This is a genomic window from Streptomyces sp. NPDC048636, from assembly GCF_040650655.1.
Lineage (GTDB): Bacteria > Actinomycetota > Actinomycetes > Streptomycetales > Streptomycetaceae > Streptomyces.
In genome coordinates this window covers 15,223-32,063 of record NZ_JBEZHR010000004.1, presented here as the reverse complement: position 1 = coordinate 32,063, position 16,841 = coordinate 15,223, and the positions used below count along the sequence as shown (strand labels likewise).

At 70.7% G+C, this 16,841-nt stretch carries 16 protein-coding genes; 5 read left to right on the top strand and 11 right to left on the bottom strand.

Annotated elements, in window-relative coordinates; translation table 11 throughout:
* The first annotated feature begins 93 nt into the window (after window positions 1-93).
* Complete coding sequence (locus AB0C66_RS13445) at window positions 94-504, top strand: transcriptional repressor (RefSeq protein WP_362436744.1); 411 nt, start codon at window positions 94-96, stop codon at window positions 502-504.
* On the opposite strand, the gene AB0C66_RS13440 is transcribed toward AB0C66_RS13445, so the two are convergent.
* Window positions 501-1,505, bottom strand: a complete 1,005-nt coding sequence (locus AB0C66_RS13440; protein WP_362436742.1) for a helix-turn-helix domain-containing protein — start codon at window positions 1,503-1,505, stop codon at window positions 501-503. The two genes, AB0C66_RS13445 and AB0C66_RS13440, sit on opposite strands and share 4 nt — an antisense overlap.
* A gap of 125 nt (window positions 1,506-1,630) precedes the next feature.
* On the opposite strand from AB0C66_RS13440, the gene AB0C66_RS13435 reads away from it, so the two are divergent.
* Window positions 1,631-2,803 (top strand): MFS transporter, encoded by a 1,173-nt coding sequence (locus AB0C66_RS13435; RefSeq protein WP_362436740.1) that lies wholly within the window; start codon window positions 1,631-1,633, stop codon window positions 2,801-2,803.
* Between the two features lie 54 nt (window positions 2,804-2,857).
* On the opposite strand, the gene AB0C66_RS13430 is transcribed toward AB0C66_RS13435, so the two are convergent.
* Complete coding sequence (locus AB0C66_RS13430; RefSeq protein WP_362436738.1) at window positions 2,858-3,703, bottom strand: ABC transporter permease; 846 nt, start codon at window positions 3,701-3,703, stop codon at window positions 2,858-2,860.
* Window positions 3,700-4,674: an ABC transporter ATP-binding protein gene (locus AB0C66_RS13425; protein ID WP_362436736.1), complete on the bottom strand. Its 975-nt coding sequence runs from the start codon at window positions 4,672-4,674 to the stop codon at window positions 3,700-3,702. The genes AB0C66_RS13430 and AB0C66_RS13425 overlap by 4 nt, the downstream gene beginning before the upstream one ends.
* Before the next feature lie 301 nt (window positions 4,675-4,975).
* Between AB0C66_RS13425 and AB0C66_RS13420 the strand changes: the two genes are divergently transcribed.
* Entirely contained in the window at window positions 4,976-6,421 is a 1,446-nt protein-coding gene (locus tag AB0C66_RS13420) for a glyceraldehyde-3-phosphate dehydrogenase (protein WP_362436734.1), read from the top strand.
* Window positions 6,422-6,517: 96 nt separating this feature from the next.
* On the opposite strand, the gene AB0C66_RS13415 is transcribed toward AB0C66_RS13420, so the two are convergent.
* The 7 genes from AB0C66_RS13415 to AB0C66_RS13385 form a co-directional block, all read right to left on the bottom strand.
* The gene (locus AB0C66_RS13415; protein ID WP_362436732.1) at window positions 6,518-7,135 is read right to left on the bottom strand and encodes a LysE family translocator; all 618 of its coding nucleotides are present in this window, start codon (window positions 7,133-7,135) and stop codon (window positions 6,518-6,520) included.
* Window positions 7,136-7,226: 91 nt separating this feature from the next.
* Window positions 7,227-7,721: an ATP-binding protein gene (locus tag AB0C66_RS13410; protein WP_362436730.1), complete on the bottom strand. Its 495-nt coding sequence runs from the start codon at window positions 7,719-7,721 to the stop codon at window positions 7,227-7,229.
* A gap of 148 nt (window positions 7,722-7,869) precedes the next feature.
* Entirely contained in the window at window positions 7,870-9,369 is a 1,500-nt protein-coding gene (locus AB0C66_RS13405; protein ID WP_362436728.1) for an FGGY-family carbohydrate kinase, read from the bottom strand.
* A 6-nt stretch (window positions 9,370-9,375) separates the two neighbouring features.
* Window positions 9,376-10,437, bottom strand: a complete 1,062-nt coding sequence (locus AB0C66_RS13400; RefSeq protein WP_362436726.1) for a 2-hydroxyacid dehydrogenase — start codon at window positions 10,435-10,437, stop codon at window positions 9,376-9,378.
* Between the two features lie 56 nt (window positions 10,438-10,493).
* Window positions 10,494-11,339, bottom strand: a complete 846-nt coding sequence (locus AB0C66_RS13395) for a carbohydrate ABC transporter permease (protein WP_362436724.1) — start codon at window positions 11,337-11,339, stop codon at window positions 10,494-10,496.
* Window positions 11,336-12,289 carry a sugar ABC transporter permease gene (locus AB0C66_RS13390; protein WP_362436722.1) on the bottom strand — a complete coding sequence of 318 codons (954 nt, stop codon included), beginning with the start codon at window positions 12,287-12,289 and terminating at the stop codon, window positions 11,336-11,338. The genes AB0C66_RS13395 and AB0C66_RS13390 overlap by 4 nt, the downstream gene beginning before the upstream one ends.
* An 8-nt stretch (window positions 12,290-12,297) precedes the next feature.
* Complete coding sequence (locus tag AB0C66_RS13385) at window positions 12,298-13,668, bottom strand: sugar ABC transporter substrate-binding protein (protein ID WP_362436720.1); 1,371 nt, start codon at window positions 13,666-13,668, stop codon at window positions 12,298-12,300.
* Between the two features lie 332 nt (window positions 13,669-14,000).
* Here AB0C66_RS13385 and AB0C66_RS13380 point away from each other — a divergent pair, with 332 nt between their 5' ends.
* On the top strand, window positions 14,001-14,801 hold the full coding sequence (locus tag AB0C66_RS13380) for a DeoR/GlpR family DNA-binding transcription regulator (RefSeq protein ID WP_362436718.1): 801 nt from the start codon (window positions 14,001-14,003) through the stop codon (window positions 14,799-14,801).
* A gap of 26 nt (window positions 14,802-14,827) precedes the next feature.
* Here AB0C66_RS13380 and AB0C66_RS13375 read toward each other — a convergent pair whose 3' ends face one another.
* Entirely contained in the window at window positions 14,828-15,631 is an 804-nt protein-coding gene (locus AB0C66_RS13375) for a DeoR/GlpR family DNA-binding transcription regulator (RefSeq protein WP_362436716.1), read from the bottom strand.
* A gap of 189 nt (window positions 15,632-15,820) precedes the next feature.
* On the opposite strand from AB0C66_RS13375, the gene AB0C66_RS13370 reads away from it, so the two are divergent.
* Window positions 15,821-16,837 carry a zinc-dependent alcohol dehydrogenase family protein gene (locus AB0C66_RS13370; RefSeq protein WP_362436714.1) on the top strand — a complete coding sequence of 339 codons (1,017 nt, stop codon included), beginning with the start codon at window positions 15,821-15,823 and terminating at the stop codon, window positions 16,835-16,837.
* Window positions 16,838-16,841 lie beyond the last annotated feature (4 nt).

The window sequence follows — 16,841 nt, the reverse complement described above, 5'->3', positions numbered from 1 at the left end:
GTCAAGAAGTGCGCCAAACCCATATCCGATCGGATCCCGGATGCCCATTGGTAAACTTCGGGAGACCCACCGAACCTGAATAGGTGAACCGATATGAGTGACCTGCTGGAGCGACTGCGCGGGCGCGGCTGGCGGATGACGTCCCAGCGGCGCGTCGTTGCCGAGGTCCTCGACGGCGATCATGTGCATCTCACGGCCGACGAGGTGCACGCGCGCGCGGCCCGGCGGCTGCCCGAGATCTCCCGGGCGACCGTCTACAACACCCTGGGAGAGATGGTCTCCCTCGGTGAGGTGATAGAGGTCTCCACCGACGGTCGCGCCAAGCGCTACGACCCCAACGCGCACCACCCGCACCAGCACCTGGTGTGCTCCGGCTGCGGCACCATCCGCGACGTCCACCCGACCGGCGATCCGCTGGCCGCCCTCCCGGTGGAGGAGCGGTTCGGCTTCACGGTGTCCGCGGCCGAGGTGATCTACCAGGGGCTCTGCCCGTCCTGCGGTTAGAGCGGGCGGTCGGGCCGGGGCGGGCGGTCGGACAGGGCATCGCCGATCGCACTCCGCCGGTACAGGACCTGCCGTCCATGGCGTGCCCGGGTCACCAGCCCCGTGCTGTGCAGTACGCGCAGATGCTGGGAGACGGCGCTCGGAGTCACCCCGAGGCGGCGGGCGAGTTCGACCGTGGGCAGCGGCTCTTCCAGCAGACCGAGCAGTCTCGCCCGGGGCCCGCCGATGAGCGGGATGAGAGCGGACGTCTTGTCGGTGGCCACCGGTGTCGCCCAGAGCGTCGCCACCCCCCGGCTGGGATAGACCAGCGACGGCGGCTCTTCCGGGCTGAGGGGCGGCGCGGGCTTGTGGGCGAAGACCGAGGGCAGGAGCAGCAGCCCCCGGCCGGACGCCACCACATGGTGCTCGCTGATCATCTTGTCGATGCGCAGCACACCGCCGTGCCAGCGCAGATTCGGGTGCATATCGGCGAAGAGCAGCCGGGCACCTCCCATGGCCAGCTGCCGCGCCCGGTAGGTCATATCGGCCTCCACGACGAGGCGCATCTGCGGCCACCTCGGTTTGATGGCGATCTCCCAGTACTGGCGCAGCAGTTCGCAGAGGGTGTCACGGAGCGCGGCCACCGTCGCGCCGTCCTCGGCGGTGGCGTCGTACAGGGCGCGGGGGAGCGGACCGGGCGCGTGGGTGTCCAGCAGATCGCGGCGCACCAGCTCGGGAGAGGTCTGACGGACGACGGCCAGTTCGTCCTCGAAGGCCGGGGCGAAGCTCAGGGGCCGGGGCGTCAGAAAATCCGGCAGCGTGAGCCGCTCCGCCACCAAGGACATCAGCAATGCCGTGTCCACGGTGCCGAGTTGACCGAGGACGGATCTGCGCCACGGGAGATGCAGCGCGGCGAGGCCCGGATCGCGCAGCACCCGCAGACTCAACACGGTCTCGTTCAGCGGCGAGACGGCGAACCGCGTATCCGCGAGGTCCTCCACACCGAGCTCAAAGCTGATCATTAAGGCATACGCTACATCGATTGGCGATTGATCACCGGTGCCGTGGACTTCCGCCCATGACACCCCTGACCCACACGCCGTCGACGGCACACCCCACTCCGGTGCCGGGAACGGCCGGTCGCCGCATGATGCTGATACTGGCCCTCACCTGCGCCGTGGCGGTGGGCAACATCTACTTCCCGCAGGCCATCGGCCCGCTGCTGGCCACCGGACTCGATGTGTCACCCGACGCGGCCGCGCTGGTGGTGACCGCCACCCAGGTCGGCTACACGGCCGGGATCGTACTGCTGGTGCCACTCGGCGACCGGATCCCGCATCGCACCTTCCTCGTCGTCCTGCTCGCCCTCACCGGTCTGGCGCTGCTCGCCGCGGGCTGCGCACCGGCGCTGGCGCCGCTGGTCTGCGCCAGCGCCGCGGTCGGCCTGACCACCGTGGCCGCGCAGATCGTCGGTCCGCTGGCGGTCTCCCTGGTGGCCCCCGAACACCGAGGGGCGGTGATCGGCACCCTGCTCAGCGGATCGACCGGTGGCATGCTGCTGGCCCGTACCTTCGGCAGCACCCTCGGCGAATGGCTGGGCTGGCGCGCCCCCTATCTGGTGGCCGCGGTCCTGGCCCTGCTCCTCGCCACCGTTCTGGCGCTCACGGTGCCCACGACGACCCCGGCCTCCCGGCAGTCCTACCCCGCGCTGCTCGCCGAACCGCTGCGGCTGCTGCGCACCGAGCGTGAGCTGCGGCGTTCCTGCCTCTACCAGGCGACGGCCTTCGCCGGGTTCTCGGCCGTCTGGACCTGTCTGGCGTTCCTGCTCACCGGCCCCGGCTACCGGCTGGGTGCCCAGTCCGTCGGACTGCTGGCCCTGGTCGGCGGGGTGACCATGCTGTGCACACCGTTCGCCGGTCGGCTGGTGGACCGCCGCGGCCCCGATCCGGTGAACCTCATCTGCCTGCTCGGCGTGCTGGTCTCGGCCGCGGTCCTCGCCGTGGGGGCCCGGGGCGGCATGGTGGGCCTGGTGGCGGTGACCGTCGGCACCCTCCTCCTCGACATCGCGATGCAGTCCGGCATGGTCGCCAACCAGGCCCGGGTCTACGCCGTACGTCCTGACGCCCGCTCCAGGCTCAACACGGCCTATATGACCTGCGCTTACCTCGGTGGCAGCGCCGGTTCCTGGATCGGTGCGCAGGTCTGGGGCAGGGCCGGGTGGTGGGGCGTGTGCGCGCTCACCGCGTCCCTGGCCGCGCTCGCACTCGTCCGCCACCTGCTCACGCCGTACGCCGCCGTCACGCGGGGACGCGAGCGGTGACGGGCGGGGCCGCGGCCCCGCCCGTCACCGCAGGGGTTTCCGGGCACATGCCCGTCAGGCATCACGCCGACGGGTCAGGGCCATCGCGAAGACGAAGGCGACGACCGTGGCGGCCACGAAGTAGCCGAGCCCCGGCACCGGTGCCAGATCCGTCGAGGACGGTGTCACCCGGAGGATCTGCTGTCCGGCGTCGGTCGGCCACCACTTGCGCAGCGGCTCGCCGTTCCGGCCGAGCATCTGGAACACCGTGGGCAGGATGAAGGTGATGCTGACGGCGGCGGTGATCCCGCCCGCGGAAGCGCGCAGGACCAGCCCCAGGGCGAGCGCGAACACCCCGAGCAGCGCCAGATAGCAGCCTCCGCCGACCAGTGCGCGCAGCACCGCACCGTCCGACAGGGACGGGACCTCGACACCCGGCTCCAGCGCCAGGGTTCCGGCGGCGAAGGTCGCGAAGACGATGGCCATCCCCGCCACGAGGCTGACGGTGAGGACGACCAGGGCCTTGGCGGCCAGCAGCCGCAGCCGGTCGGGGACCGCCGTGAACGTACTGCGGATCGAGCCGGTGCCGTACTCGGACGTGGCCGTCAGCACCCCGAAGAGACAGACCGCCACCTGTCCCAGCGAGATACCCACCAGGATGTTCCCCATGACGTTCCCGGTGTCGTCGGAGGGGCGTGCCTGGTGGCCGCCGAGTACGCCGATGCCGACGGTGATGCAGGCGGCGGCCGCCAGTGTCCACCACGTCGACCGGATCGACCGGGCCTTTATCCACTCGAAGGCGACCGCGTCGACGAACCGTGGCCGCGCGCCACGGTCGCCACGCGCCCCCGCGGGGGACACCGCCCGGTGTTCCGCCCCGCCCGAACCGGCCCCGACCGTGTGCACTCCGGCCGTGTTCATACCGCACCTCCGCTGTTCGCGGCCGCCGCGGGCCGCCCCACCCGGTACTCGACGGCGTCCGCGGTGAGCTCCATGAAGGCTTCCTGGAGCGACACCCGCTGCGGTGCCAGCTCGTGCAGCCACAGGCCGTTCCGCCCGGCCAGCTCTCCGATCCGCCGTGCGTCGAGCCCCTTCACGACCAGGGGCGGATCGTCCTCCGGAGCCGTCCCCCGGCCGCGGTCACGCTCCACGAGGGCGTCGACGGTGGCTCCGTCGCCGCGCAGCAGGGAGACCAGGCGTGCGGTGTGCGGCGTACGCACCACCACACCGTTGTGCGAGCTGCGCGCCAGGAAGTCGGACATCGAGCTGTCGGCCGCCAGCCGGCCGCGGCCGATGACGATCAGATGGTCCGCGGTGTCCTGCATCTCGCTCATCAGATGTGAGGAGACCAGGACGGTACGGCCGTCGTCGGCCATCCCGCGCATGAACTCGCGCACCCACTGGATGCCTTCCGGGTCCAGGCCGTTGACCGGTTCGTCGAGGATGATGACCTCGGGGTCCCCCAGGAGCGCGGCCGCGATGCCCAGGCGCTGTCCCATGCCGAGCGAGAAGCCACCGACCCGCCGCCGGGCGGTGGCGGTCAGCCCGACCTGCTCCAACACCTCGTCAACTCGCCGTTTGGGCAGGCGGTTGGAGGCGGCCAGCCCCCGCAGATGCTCGCGTGCGGTGCGTCCGCTGTGCACGGCCTTGGCCTCCAGCAGGGCACCGGCGGTGCACAGCGGACGAGGGAGCTCCCGGTAGGGGCGGCCGCACACCGTGGCCGTACCGGAGGTCGGCTGGTCCAGGCCGACGATCATCCGCAGAGTGGTGGACTTCCCGGCCCCGTTCGGTCCGAGGAAGCCGGTGACGTGTCCGGGCCGGACCGTGAAGCTCAAGTCGTCCACGGCGACCTTGTCGCCGTAGCGCTTGGACAGTCCTTTTACTTCGATCATGCGGGTTCCTTTCGCGGCGCCCCTCCGGGCATGGAAATCACGCTAAGTCGCCCTGCGCCGGGGCCGCGTCAGCCGGAAGCGCCGCTCTCCGTACCTCGGTGGTAGCAACGGAGATGCCCGCCGTGCGACCTGAGAGGTACGGGTCTCCGCGAACCACCACATAAGAGCTCATACCGGTACAGATGGCCCACCCGGGCCGGTGATGAGTCCTGTCACAGAATCCCGCCCGAGGGGGGCGTTTGAAGGATCATCGTGATGGCGGGGGTAGCATATGAGCACCGCCTAGCTCGAAAGATGCACTGTGACTGTCAACGAGGACTCGTTCACAAACTGGAAGAACCGCGAGGAGATCGCGGAGTCGATGATCCCGATCATCGGGAAGCTGCATCGGGAGCGGGACGTGACAGTCCTGCTTCACAGCCGCTCCTTGGTGAACAAGTCGGTGGTCAGCATCCTCAAGACCCACCGATTCGCCCGGCAGATCGCGGGGGTGGAGCTCTCGGTCACCGACACCCTTCCGTTCCTCCAGGCTCTGACCACCCTCGATCTCGGCCCGTCCCAGATCGACCTCGGCCTGCTCGCCGAGACCTACCGCACCGACGACCGCGGTCTGTCGGTGGAGGAGTTCACCGCCGAGGCCGTCGCGGGTGCCACCGGGGACAACAAGATCGAGCGCCGTGAGCCGCGTGACGTCGTGCTCTACGGTTTCGGCCGTATCGGCCGTCTGGTGGCCCGGCTGCTGATCGAGAAGTCCGGGTCCGGCAACGGGCTGCGGCTGCGTGCCATCGTCGTCCGCCGGGGCGGTGAGCAGGACATCATCAAGCGGGCCTCGCTGCTGCGCCGTGACTCCATCCACGGCCAGTTCCAGGGCACGATCACCGTTGACGAGGCGACCAGCACGATCATCGCCAACGGCAACGAGATCAAGGTGATCTACGCCAACGACCCGTCGGAGATCGACTACACGGCGTACGGCGTCAAGGACGCCATCCTCATCGACAACACCGGTAAGTGGCGCGACCGCGAGGGTCTGTCGCAGCATCTGCGCCCCGGGGTCGACAAGGTCGTCCTGACCGCGCCGGGCAAGGGCGATGTCCCCAACATCGTGCACGGCGTCAACCACGACATGATCAAGCCGGATGAGCAGATCCTGTCCTGCGCGTCCTGCACCACCAACGCGATCGTCCCGCCGCTGAAGGCGATGGCGGACGAGTACGGTGTGCTGCGCGGCCATGTGGAGACCGTCCACTCGTTCACCAACGACCAGAACCTGCTGGACAATTACCACAAGGCGGACCGCCGCGGCCGTTCCGCGCCGCTCAACATGGTCATCACCGAGACCGGTGCCGCCTCCGCCGTGGCCAAGGCGCTGCCGGAGCTCAAGGCGCCGATCACCGGCAGCTCGATCCGGGTCCCGGTGCCGGATGTCTCGATCGCGATCCTCAACCTGCGGCTCGCGCGCGAGACCACCCGCGGGGAGGTGCTCGACTACCTCCGCGAGGTCTCGCTGACCTCGCCGCTGAAGCGCCAGATCGACTTCACCAGCGCCCCCGACGCGGTCTCGAACGACTTCATCGGCTCGCGCCACGCCTCGATCGTCGACGCGGGCGCCACCAAGGTCGACGGGGACAACGCGATCCTCTACCTCTGGTACGACAACGAGTTCGGCTACTCGTGCCAGGTCATCCGCGTGGTCCAGTACGTCTCCGGGGTGGAGTACCCGACGTACCCGGCCCCGGTGGTCTGAGCCTGCCGTAGGGCGAGTGGCGGGGGAGCGGCCGGTCCGTAAGGGTCCGGTGGCTCCCCCGCCGCCGTGCGTGGCCGTGGGGCGCCGACGCGGACGTCAGGGGGTCTCGGTGGCGATCCGCGCGCCGAAGCCGATGAGCACCACACCGGTGACCCGGTCCAGCACCCGGCGGACCCGCGGTCGTTGGAAGACCCCGCGGGCCCGGGACACCAGGCAGGCGTAGCCGCCCAGCCAGCCCAGGGTCAGCACCGCGTGCAGCGCGACCAGCAGGGCCATCCCGGTCGCCGTGGACAGACCGTCAGGGGCGAGGGTGGGCAGCAGCCCGGTGTAGAACACGGCGATCTTCGGGTTGAGGATATTCGTGGTCAGCCCGGTCATATACGCGCGCTTCGCGCCGCCTCCCGTCGGCTCGACGGGCTCCGGCGCGGCGCGGCGGCTCTGCCACAGCGCTTGCAGCCCGAGGTAGGCGAGATACACCGCGCCCAGGACCTTCACGGCGAAGTACGCCTCGGCCGAGGCCGCGAGGACCGCCGCGAGTCCGGCGACGGTGCATACGCCCCACACCACCAGTCCCGTGGTGATCCCGGCGGCGGTGCGCAGCGCCGCCGACCTCCCGGAGGCGATCGCGCGCTTGGTGACCACGGCCATGTCCGGCCCGGGCACCACGGTCAACAGGGCGAGCACTCCGGCCGCCGTCGCTATCTGCGTCCACATGAGGGCCAGTGTGCGGGCAAACGATCACATCGCCGGTGTGAAAGCGATCACGGTCCACCCTGTGCGGCGGTGGACATTTCAGCGCGCACGCTTACGCGGCCATCGGGTGGGCCGGGTGGGCCGCCGCCACCGGCATGGTGGCGCGTACCCAGTGGCCGTAGTGGTGGCGGCGGGTTTCGACCCGGGTGGCGAGGGTCTCGACGAGGGGGATTCCGCGGCCGTGTTCATCGGGGTCGGGAGCGGTGTGCGGGCGCCTGGGGCGGGGGAGCAGACCGTGGTCGGACACCACGAGGCGGAGGGCGTCCGGGTCCAGGGTCAGCCGGAGTGTCATCCGGCCGCGTCCGTGCCGGGCCGCGTTCGCGGCCAGTTCCCCGACGACCAGCACGGCCGCGTCGCGTTCGTCGGGCGGCAGCTGCCAGTGGGCGAGGACGTTGTCGGCGAAGTGGCGGGCGCAACAGACCAGAGCGGGTTCGGCGGGCAGGGCCAGCACGGCGTCGTGTCCGGAGACCGGTATGGACGCCGACGGTGGGGGCTCCGCGGGTCGGGTGCCGACCGGCGAGGTGAGCAGAGTGGCGGTGACACACATGGTTCGGATCGCTTCCGGCGAGGATCGGCGGCGGAGTGATGCCTTTGATTCCGGTCTACCTCTGACTTATCGGTATTACAAGAGATTCTGGCAGGAAATCTCATAAATTAAGCTAAAAGATCTCCGTTTATGTAATACATCTCTGTGGTCAGTCAGTGGCGAGCCGTGACCAGGTCGGTCCCAGCGCCTCAAGGGCCCCCAGATACGCCTGGTACGCCTCCTCCAGTACCGCCACCCGTCCCTCGTCCGGTTCATACCGTCTGCCGACCCTCACCCGGGCGCGGGGGTCGTCGAGGCCGTCCAGCAGCCCGATCGCGGTGGCGGCGAGCAAGGCGGCGCCGCGGGCCGCGCTCTCCTCCACATCGGTGATCTCCACCGGCCGGGCCAGCGCGTCGGCGAACATCTGGCTCCAGATCTCCCCGCGTGCGGCGCCGCCGGTGAGCCGCACGGGGCCGCTGACGGGCAGCGTCGAACACAGGGCGTCGACATGCCAGCGGTGGTTGAGCACCACACCCTCGAGCAGCGCCCGCAGCACATGGCCCCGGGTGTGCCAGCCGCGCATGCCGAGGAAGGTGCCCGAGGTGGGCTGCCCGTACGGGGAGCCGTAGAGGAAGGGGTGGAACAGTATTTCCGACGGCCCCCCGAGGTGGGCGGCCACCTCCCGGGCGATCACATCGTGCACACTCTCCCCCGCTCCCGCGGCCACGCCCATGACGCGGAGGAACCACTCGAGATTGGCCACCGACGACGGCGAGGTGGACATGATCATCCACTGTTCCGGCCGGACGAAGGCGCGGACCTGCCAGCGCGGGTCGAGCACCACACGGTCGCTGATCACCTGGTTGACGCTGAACGTCCCGGCCACCAGGCACAGTTGGCCCAAATCCAGCAGCCCCACCCCGAGCGCGGCGGCGTCGACATCATGCGCACCGGTGACCACCGGGGTACCCGCGGTGAGTCCGGTGGCCGCGGCGGCCTCCGGGGTGACCGCCCCGGCCAGGGCGTCGGACGCCAGCACCGGCGGCAGCTTCCCGGCCAGTTCACCGACGCCGTACAGTTCCAGGAGCTCCGGTGAGTAGGCCCGGGTGCGCACATCGGTGAACGAGGCGCTGGCGTCCGTGGGATCGGTCGCGGGTGTGCCGGTCAGCTTCAGCCGCAGCCAGTCCTTGCAGAACATCAGCCACCGGCTCCGCCGCAGCGCGCCCGGGTCGTGGCGGGCGAGCCACGGCAGCAGGGCGGCCGGAGAACCGGCGAAGGGCACCTGACCGGAGAGGTCCAGGGCGGCGGCCCACAGCGGGGTGTCCCGCCAGCGGTCCAGAAGGGGTTCGGCCCGGGTGTCCAGGGCGAGGATCGCGGTGCGCACCGGCCGCAGCCGACCGTCCACGGGGTAGACCCCGTCGCCGTGTCCCGACAGCCCCACCGCCGCCACCGACCGGGCCGCCCCCTCGCCCGCCGCGCCGAGGCAGTCCCTGATCGCCCGCCGCGCCGCGTGCCACACCTCGTCCATGTCGCGCTCGACCCAGTGCGGCCGGGGGCTGCTCAACGGCACGGTCGCCCGGCCGCGCGCCACCTCCCGCCCGGCGGGGTCGAACAGCAGCGCCTTGGTGACGGTCTGCCCCGCGTCGACGCCCAGCAACAGTTCACCCACGGGGACCTACATCCCTTCCAGCTCGCGGGCGTTGACCGCGCCGGGGCAGCGCCCGGTCGCCGCCAGCTCGGCGATGACCTCGGCCACCAGCCGCGCCGAACGCACATTGGTGGTGACCGTGTCACCGCCGTAGTGGGTGGTGAGCGTGACATTGTCGAGGGTGCGCCAGGGGCTTGTGGCGGGCAGTGGTTCCTCGTCGTGCACATCGAGCCCGGCCCCGGCGATCCGGCCGGCCACCAGCACCTCGTACAGCGCGTCGGTGTCCACCAGACGGCTGCGCGCGGTGTTGAAGAAGTAGGCGGTGGGCTTCATCAGCGCGAACTGCCGCCGCCCGATGAACCGCTCGGTCTCCGGGGTCAGCCGGGCGAAGACATGGACCGCGTCGGACTCCCGGAACACCGTGTCCAGATCGGTCGCCCGCTCCGCGCCATGGCGCTCCAGCACCGCGTCCGGCACATACGGGTCATGGACCAGGACGCGTACGTCGAAACCGCGCAACCGGTCGGCCAGTTCCCGCCCCACATGGCCCATGCCCACCATGCCGACGGTGCTGCCACCGACCTCGTCACCGGGTCCGCCGAAGTCCTTGCGCCACCCCCCGGCCTTGACCGACGCGTCCGCACGGGCGATGTCGCGTGCCTCGGCAAGCATCAGCCCCAGGGCGAGTTCGGCGACGGCCGAGGCGTTGCGCCCGTGGACCGGTACGACGGCGACACCGCGCCCGGTGGCCGCGGCCACGTCCACGTTCTCCAGCCCGGTCCGGGCGACACACACCGCACGCAGCTTCGGCGCCGACCGCAGCAGCTCCGCGGATACCGGCGCGAAGTGCACGACGAGCACCTCGGTGTCCCCGAGCGCCTCGACGATCTCGCCGGGGAGCGGCACCGCACCCGGCCCGCGCAGCTCCATCTCCTGCTGCGCGGTGTGCTGCTCGGCCTTGGTGCCGGACCAGTCGACCTCGCGCACCGGGCCGATGCCCGGTCCCGTTTCCCGGCCGGACACTTCGGCCAGGGCCTCGACATAGCAGGCGGACGGGATGAAGTGATCGCCGACGACTAGGACACGCACCGCCGCTCCTCTCTGTCCTGTTCCGTGTTCTCGCAGGTGGTTTCGGTGGACACCGGCTACTTCACCGCCCCCATGGACAGTCCACGGGCGAGCTGGCGCTGCGCCAGCCATCCCATCAGCAGCACCGGCAGACAGGCCAGTGTGGCGGCCGCGGCCAGCCGGGCCCAGTAGAGCCCCTCGCTGGTGATGAAGCCGACGAGGAAGACGGGCATCGTCGCGGACCGGACCGAGGTCAGGTTCAGCGCCAGGAAGAACTCGTTCCAGGAGAAGATCACGCAGATCAGCGCGGTGGCGGCGATACCGGGAGCCACCATGGGAAGCAGCACCCACATCACCTCCTGACGGGCCGTCGCCCCGTCCACCCGCGCCGCCTCCAGCACCTCGCGGGGAATCTCCAGGAAGAACGAGCGCAGCATCCACACCGCCACCGGCAGGTTCATCGCGGTGTACAGCACGATCAGGGTGCCGACGCTGTCGAGCGCGCCCAGCCCGCGCGCGGCCAGGTACACGGGAATGATGGCGGCCACCACCGGCAGCATCTTGGTGGAGAGGAAGAAGAACAGCGCATCGCGCCACCGGCGCACGGGCCGGATGGACAGCGCGTACGCCGCCGGTGTCGCGAGCAGCAGCACAACGGCGGTGGAGGCCCCGGCGGCCAGCGCGGAGTTGCCCAGGTACGGGCCGACGCCCTCGGCGAACACCGCCCGGAACTGCTCGAGCGTGGGCGAGAAAACCACCTTGGGGGTGGTGGTGTAGGCGTCCGCCTCGGTCTTGAACGCGGTGAGCACCATCCACAGCACCGGAAAGAAGAACACCGCGGTCACCAGCCAGGTACCGGCGGTCCACAGCCACAGGCCGAATCGGCGGCGGTATGGCGGGCGGAATACGGCGCGGGATCTCATCGGTCGCCCGCCCGGGTGCCGGTGAAGGCCGTGAACAGCAGCCGCAGGGCCAGCGCGGCGGCCACCAGTGTGCCGGCGACGGTGACCACGCCCAGCGCGGAGGACTGGCCCACGTCGAAGCCCAGGAACGCCCGCTGGTAGATGTAGTAGGGCAGATTGGTGGTCCGGGTGCCGGGGCCGCCCTGGGTCATCATGTAGATCACGTCGAAGGTGTTGACCAGATGGATGGCGCCGAGCAGCACACCCAGCTCGATATGGCGGCGCAGATGCGGCAGGGTGACCCAGCGGAAGGTGGCCCACGGCCCGGCGCCGTCCACCCGGGCCGCCTCCAGGACCTCCGTGGGCTGGCTCTGGAGCCCGGCGAGGACGATCAGCATCATGAACGGCGTCCACTGCCACACCAGGACGGTCACCACCGCTGCCACGGGGAACCGGCTGACGACGTCGGTGCCCTGGCCGCCGAACCAGGACGCCGCATAGTCGACGAGCCCGAAGACCGGGTCGAACATGGCCGTTTTCCACAGCAGCCCGGCGACCGCGGGCATCACCAGGAACGGTGAGATCAGCAGGGTGCGGGCCAGCCCCCGGCCGGGGAAACGGCGGTCGAGCAGCAGCGCCAGCGGCACCCCCAGCGCCATGGCGAACGCCACCGCCAGAACGGTCAGCTCGATCTCGGTGAGCAGCGCCGCGCGGAACACGTTGTCGGTGAACACGTTGGCGTAGTTGGCAAGACCCACCCAGCGTTCGGCGCCGGGCCGGAGCAGATTCCGGGACTGGAAGGAGAAGACGACGGTGAAGACGAAGGGCAGTTGGGTGAGGACGACCAGCCAGAGCAGCGCCGGAGCCAGCGGCAGACCGCGCCGCCATCCCGCCCGTCGTGGCGTACGTGGCGCCCGGAGCGGCCCGGCGGTCGCCGTCGGGCCCGTGGGCGGAAGCGCGCCGACTGCCACAGCCGTACCTAGCGGCCCGGCCGCTGCTGATCGCGGCCGACGGTCCGGGCGTAGCGCTGGGACTGCGCCAGGGCGGTGCGCACCGACTCCTGGCCGCTGATGGCCGCGTTGACCTGCTGGCTCACCCGGGTGCCCAGATCCTGGAACTCGGGGATGTCGAGGAACTGCACACCGGTGTACGGCACCGGGCGCACGGTGGGACGTCGCTGGTCGGCGTGGCGGATGCCCTGCAAGGTGGGGCCGGCGAACGCCCGCGCGATCTGCCGGTACCGGGGAAGGGCGTAGGTGGAGTACCTGCTGCCCGGTGGCAGCCGGGACCACCCCAGCCGCCGCCCCACCAGCTCGATGTACTCCCGCGAGGTGGCCCAGGACATGAACGTCCAGGCGGCGTCCTGATGGGTGCTGGTCCGGGGGATGCCGAGGGACCAGGAGTACAGCCAGCCCGACCACGCCGTGCGCTCCACCGGCGCCGCCACGTACCCCGTTCTGCCGACCACCCTGCTGCTCGCGGGGTCCTCCAGCACACCGGCCGCCGAGGTGGCGTCGTACCACATGGCCGCCTTGCCCTGGGCGAAGTGGGTGGCGCACTCGGTGAATCCCGCGTTGGCCGCCCCCGGCTCACCGTGCCCGCGCACCAGCGAGACGTAGAACCGGACGGCCCGCTCCACCTCCGGGGTGGTGAGCTGGGCGTTCCACCGCGGGTCGTACCAGCGGCCGCCGAAGGTGTTGATCACGGTGTTCAGCGGGGCGAGCACCTGGCCCCAGCCCGGGGCGCCCCGCAGACAGATCCCCGCCACACCCCGCTCGGGGTCGTCGAGCTTCTTCGCGAAGGCCGCCACCTGCCGCCAGGTGGGCCGCTCGGGCATGGTCAGCCCCCGGGCCGCGAACAGGTCCTTGCGGTACATCAGGAACGAGGACTCGCCGTAGAAGGGGACCGAGTAGAGGTGCCCGCGGTACGACAGCGCGGCGCGGACCGGGGCGATGAAGTCGGACGGCGCGTAGCCGGGGGTGCGGTCGGCGCGCCCCTGGAGGTCGGTCAGCCAGCCGTTCCGCGCCCAGAGGGGTGTCTCATAGTTGCTGATCATGACGACGTCGAACTCGTGGCCGCCGGTGGCCACCGACTCGGTGATCTTCTGCCGTGCCTGGTTCTCCGGCAGCGTCACGAAGCGCACCCGGATGTCCGGGTGGGCCCGCTCGAAGTACGGGGTCAGCGCCTCCATGTCCTTCATCTGGGGATTGGCCACCACGGCCACCGCCACGGTGGTGCCGCCACCCGACCCCACCCCGCCGAATCCGCCACAGCCCGCCGCCAGCGGTGACATGGCGCAGATGGCGGCCGCGACACCCCTCACCCGCCGCGCCAGCAGTGGTCGCGCCATACCGGATCCCTCTCCGCCGTCGGCGTGCCTGCCGGACCAGCACGGCGTCGTCCACGGTCGGCACGAGCATGATCGCGGGCTTTCCCCGTGATGCTCTCACCTTCCCCGGGGGCGCGCGCGGCAACGGCCGGTGGCGGGGTGACCGGCCACCCGTAGCGCGGCTGCCGGTTGCGGCCGGACCCGTATCGCCTTGCGTGCGCGGGGGCGTGTGGCAACCTCGAATCGAGGTCCGTATCGGGGTCACCGAGGTGTGCCGGACGCGGTCGCGCGGCGGGCGAACGCGTCGCGGGAACCGGCCGCCGGAGGCCGGTACGGTCAGCGAGGGAGGCCAGATGCCCGCCAAGGTACGGTCGTCGCAGGCCACCGTGGAACACCGCCGCCAAGCGGTGCTGCGCCATGTGGTCGCACACGAGGAGATCCGTATCGACGACCTCGCCGCCCACTTCGGCGTCAGCCTGATGACGATGCACCGCGACCTCGACGACCTGGACGCACGCCATCTGCTGCGCAAGGAACGCGGCCGGGCCGTCGCCTTCCCCGCCCTCACCAGGGAGACCGCCACCCGCTTCCGCGAGGCGGAGAATCTCACGGCCAAGGAGGCGATCTGCGCGGCCGCGGCCCGCTGGATCCGGCCCGGTGACACCCTCGTCATGGACGACTCCACCACCCTGTACCCACTGGCCGGCCTGCTGGCGGGGGCCGAACAGCTGTCGGTGGTCACCAACTCGGTCGGTATCGCCCAGCGCGTGGGACGGGCCGCCGGGGTGGAGATCACCCTGCTGGGCGGCGGCTACCGGAGTGAGTTCAACTCCTGCACCGGACCCGAGGTCACCCGCGCCCTCTCCCGGATCCGCGCCGACCTCGCCCTGATGTCCGCCACCGCGGTGCTGGAGGGGCGGCTGTTCCATCCGCTGCGCGCGTACGCGGACGTCAAGGAGGCCATGATCGCCTGCTCCGGGCGTTCGCTGCTCCTCGCCGACCACGCGAAGTTCGGCAAGACCGCCACCTACGCCTTCGGTGACATCGGCTCCTACGCGGCGGTCATCGTCGACACCGGTACACCGGAACACGAGATCGACGCGATCCGCGGCCACGGGGTCCGGGTGGAGACCGTGGCCACGGCCGGTCAGTAGAAGGGGCGGTCAGCAGAAGGGCCGGGTCAGGCGGGTTCCCCGGGGGTGACCCGCTCCACCCGCACCCCCAGGCCACGGAGGGCCGCGATCTCCTCCTCCGGAGTGCCGGTGTCGGTGAGCACCGCGTCATAGACGGCGGCCGTGCCATACGCGTAGGTGGCGGTCCTGCCGAACTTGGAGTGGTCGGCCAGCAGCAGCGAGCGATTCGCGGAGGCGAGCATGGCCTCCTTGATCTCGGCGTACTCGCGCAGCGGATGGAACAGCCGTCCCTCGAGGACCGCGGTGGCGGACGTCAGGGCGAGGTCGGCGCGGATCCGGGACAGTGCGCTGACGACATCGGGGCCGGTGCAGCAGTTGAACTCGCCGTTGTAGCGCCCGCCCAGCAGGGTGATATCCACCTCGGGCGCGCCGCCCAGCCGCTGGGCGAGCCCCACCGAGTTGGTGACGACGGTGAGTTGGCCGATCGACGCCAGCACATCGGCCAGCGGGTAGAGGGTGGTGGAGTCGTCCAGCAGCAGGGTGCTGCCCGCGGTGATCCGGTCCGCCACCGCCGCGCACAGCGCGGTCTTCGCCGCCAGCCGGGCGCTCTCCCGGAAACGGGTGGCGGTCTCCATGGTGAGGGCGGGGAAGGCGACGGCCCGGCCGCGTTCCTTGCGCAGCAGATGGCGTGCGTCCAGGTCGTCGAGGTCGCGGTGCATCGTCATCAGGCTGACGCCGAACCGCGTGGCCAGATCGTCGATGCGGATCTCGCCCTGTTCGACGACATGGCGCAGGACGGCCTGACGCCGCTCCTCCACCGCGGCCTGCGACAGCCGTGCCTTGGCCGGCATACGGCCTCCTTCCGTCGCTCCAGACCGTACCGGTGTGGTGACCGGCGCCTCCACTTTCCAGGACAACAGCATTCTTAGTAGAAGATCCAGGCCCTGTTAACGCATCTTGCGGGACATTTTTGGCTGACCTATCGTTTCGACGGCCACGGAGAACACTTCTCCACCTCCACCGTCAGGAGCGCAGCAGAGATGCGAGCAGTGGTCTTCGACCGGCCCCACCACTTCCGCGTGCTGGACGTGGCGGATCCCCGGCCGGGCCCGGCGGAGGTCCGGCTGCGCCCCGTGGCCACCGGGGTCTGCGGCACCGACCGGCATCTGCTGGCGGGCGGGTTCATGGCCCGCTTCCCGCTGATACCCGGACACGAGATCGTGGCCGAAGTGGAGTCGCTCGGCGAAGGTGCCGAAGGGCTGTCGATCGGTGATCTGGTGGCCGTCGACAATACGGTGCTCTGCGGCCACTGCCCGCAGTGCCGCCGCGACAAGCCGCTGTACTGCGACAACTTCTTCTCGCTCGGTGTCAACGGCCCCGGTGGCTTCGCCGACTTGCTGGTGGCCCGCGCGGACAAGTGCTTCCCCCTCGACGGTCTGGATCCGATGACCGCCGTCCTCACCGAACCGCTGGCATGCGCGATGCACGGGGCCGATGTACTCGCGCTGCGCCCCGGATCCGATGTCCTCCTCTTCGGTGCGGGCCCCACGGGGCTGCTGCTCGCCCAGCTCCTCGTCCACGGTGGCGCGGCCCGCGTCACCGTCGCCGCGCCCGGTCTCCATAAACTCGAGGTCGCGCGCCACCTCGGTGTCGACGAAACGGTGCGGATCGACCGCGCGGCCCCGAGGACGGCACTGCGGCGACTGCGCACACTGGCCCCGTCCGGCTTCGACGCGGTCATCGAGGCCACCGGAGCGCCCGCCGTGATGATGATGTGTCCCGAGGTGACCCGTTCCGGCGGGACCGTGCTGGTCTACGGGATGGCGGGTGCCGATGACACCGTGCGGCTCTCGCCCTACGAGATCTTCTCCCGCGAGCTCACCATCAAGGGCTCCTTCGCCCAGACCCACTGCTTCGACCGCGCCCTCCTGGCGCTGCACACGGGCCGTATCCGCACCGACGGCATCGTCACCGACCGCTTCCCGCTCGAACGGTTCGGCGACGCGCTGTCCGCCGTCGCCGGTTCGACCAGTATCAAGGCCGTGATGATGGGGTGACGGG

Excerpts from the sequence above, each read along its gene's own strand:
- AB0C66_RS13410 (WP_362436730.1), bottom strand. The coding sequence starts at position 7,721 with ATGTGTGTCACCGCCACTCTGCTCACCTCGCCGGTCGGCACCCGACCC.
- AB0C66_RS13440 (WP_362436742.1), bottom strand. The coding sequence starts at position 1,505 with ATGATCAGCTTTGAGCTCGGTGTGGAGGACCTCGCGGATACGCGGTTC.
- AB0C66_RS13375 (WP_362436716.1), bottom strand. The coding sequence starts at position 15,631 with ATGCCGGCCAAGGCACGGCTGTCGCAGGCCGCGGTGGAGGAGCGGCGT.
- AB0C66_RS13435 (WP_362436740.1), top strand. The coding sequence starts at position 1,631 with ATGATGCTGATACTGGCCCTCACCTGCGCCGTGGCGGTGGGCAACATC.
- AB0C66_RS13425 (WP_362436736.1), bottom strand. The coding sequence starts at position 4,674 with ATGATCGAAGTAAAAGGACTGTCCAAGCGCTACGGCGACAAGGTCGCC.
- AB0C66_RS13395 (WP_362436724.1), bottom strand. The coding sequence starts at position 11,339 with ATGAGATCCCGCGCCGTATTCCGCCCGCCATACCGCCGCCGATTCGGC.
- AB0C66_RS13385 (WP_362436720.1), bottom strand. The coding sequence starts at position 13,668 with ATGGCGCGACCACTGCTGGCGCGGCGGGTGAGGGGTGTCGCGGCCGCC.
- AB0C66_RS13380 (WP_362436718.1), top strand. The coding sequence starts at position 14,001 with ATGCCCGCCAAGGTACGGTCGTCGCAGGCCACCGTGGAACACCGCCGC.
- AB0C66_RS13430 (WP_362436738.1), bottom strand. The coding sequence starts at position 3,703 with ATGAACACGGCCGGAGTGCACACGGTCGGGGCCGGTTCGGGCGGGGCG.
- AB0C66_RS13445 (WP_362436744.1), top strand. The coding sequence starts at position 94 with ATGAGTGACCTGCTGGAGCGACTGCGCGGGCGCGGCTGGCGGATGACG.
- AB0C66_RS13415 (WP_362436732.1), bottom strand. The coding sequence starts at position 7,135 with ATGTGGACGCAGATAGCGACGGCGGCCGGAGTGCTCGCCCTGTTGACC.
- AB0C66_RS13370 (WP_362436714.1), top strand. The coding sequence starts at position 15,821 with ATGCGAGCAGTGGTCTTCGACCGGCCCCACCACTTCCGCGTGCTGGAC.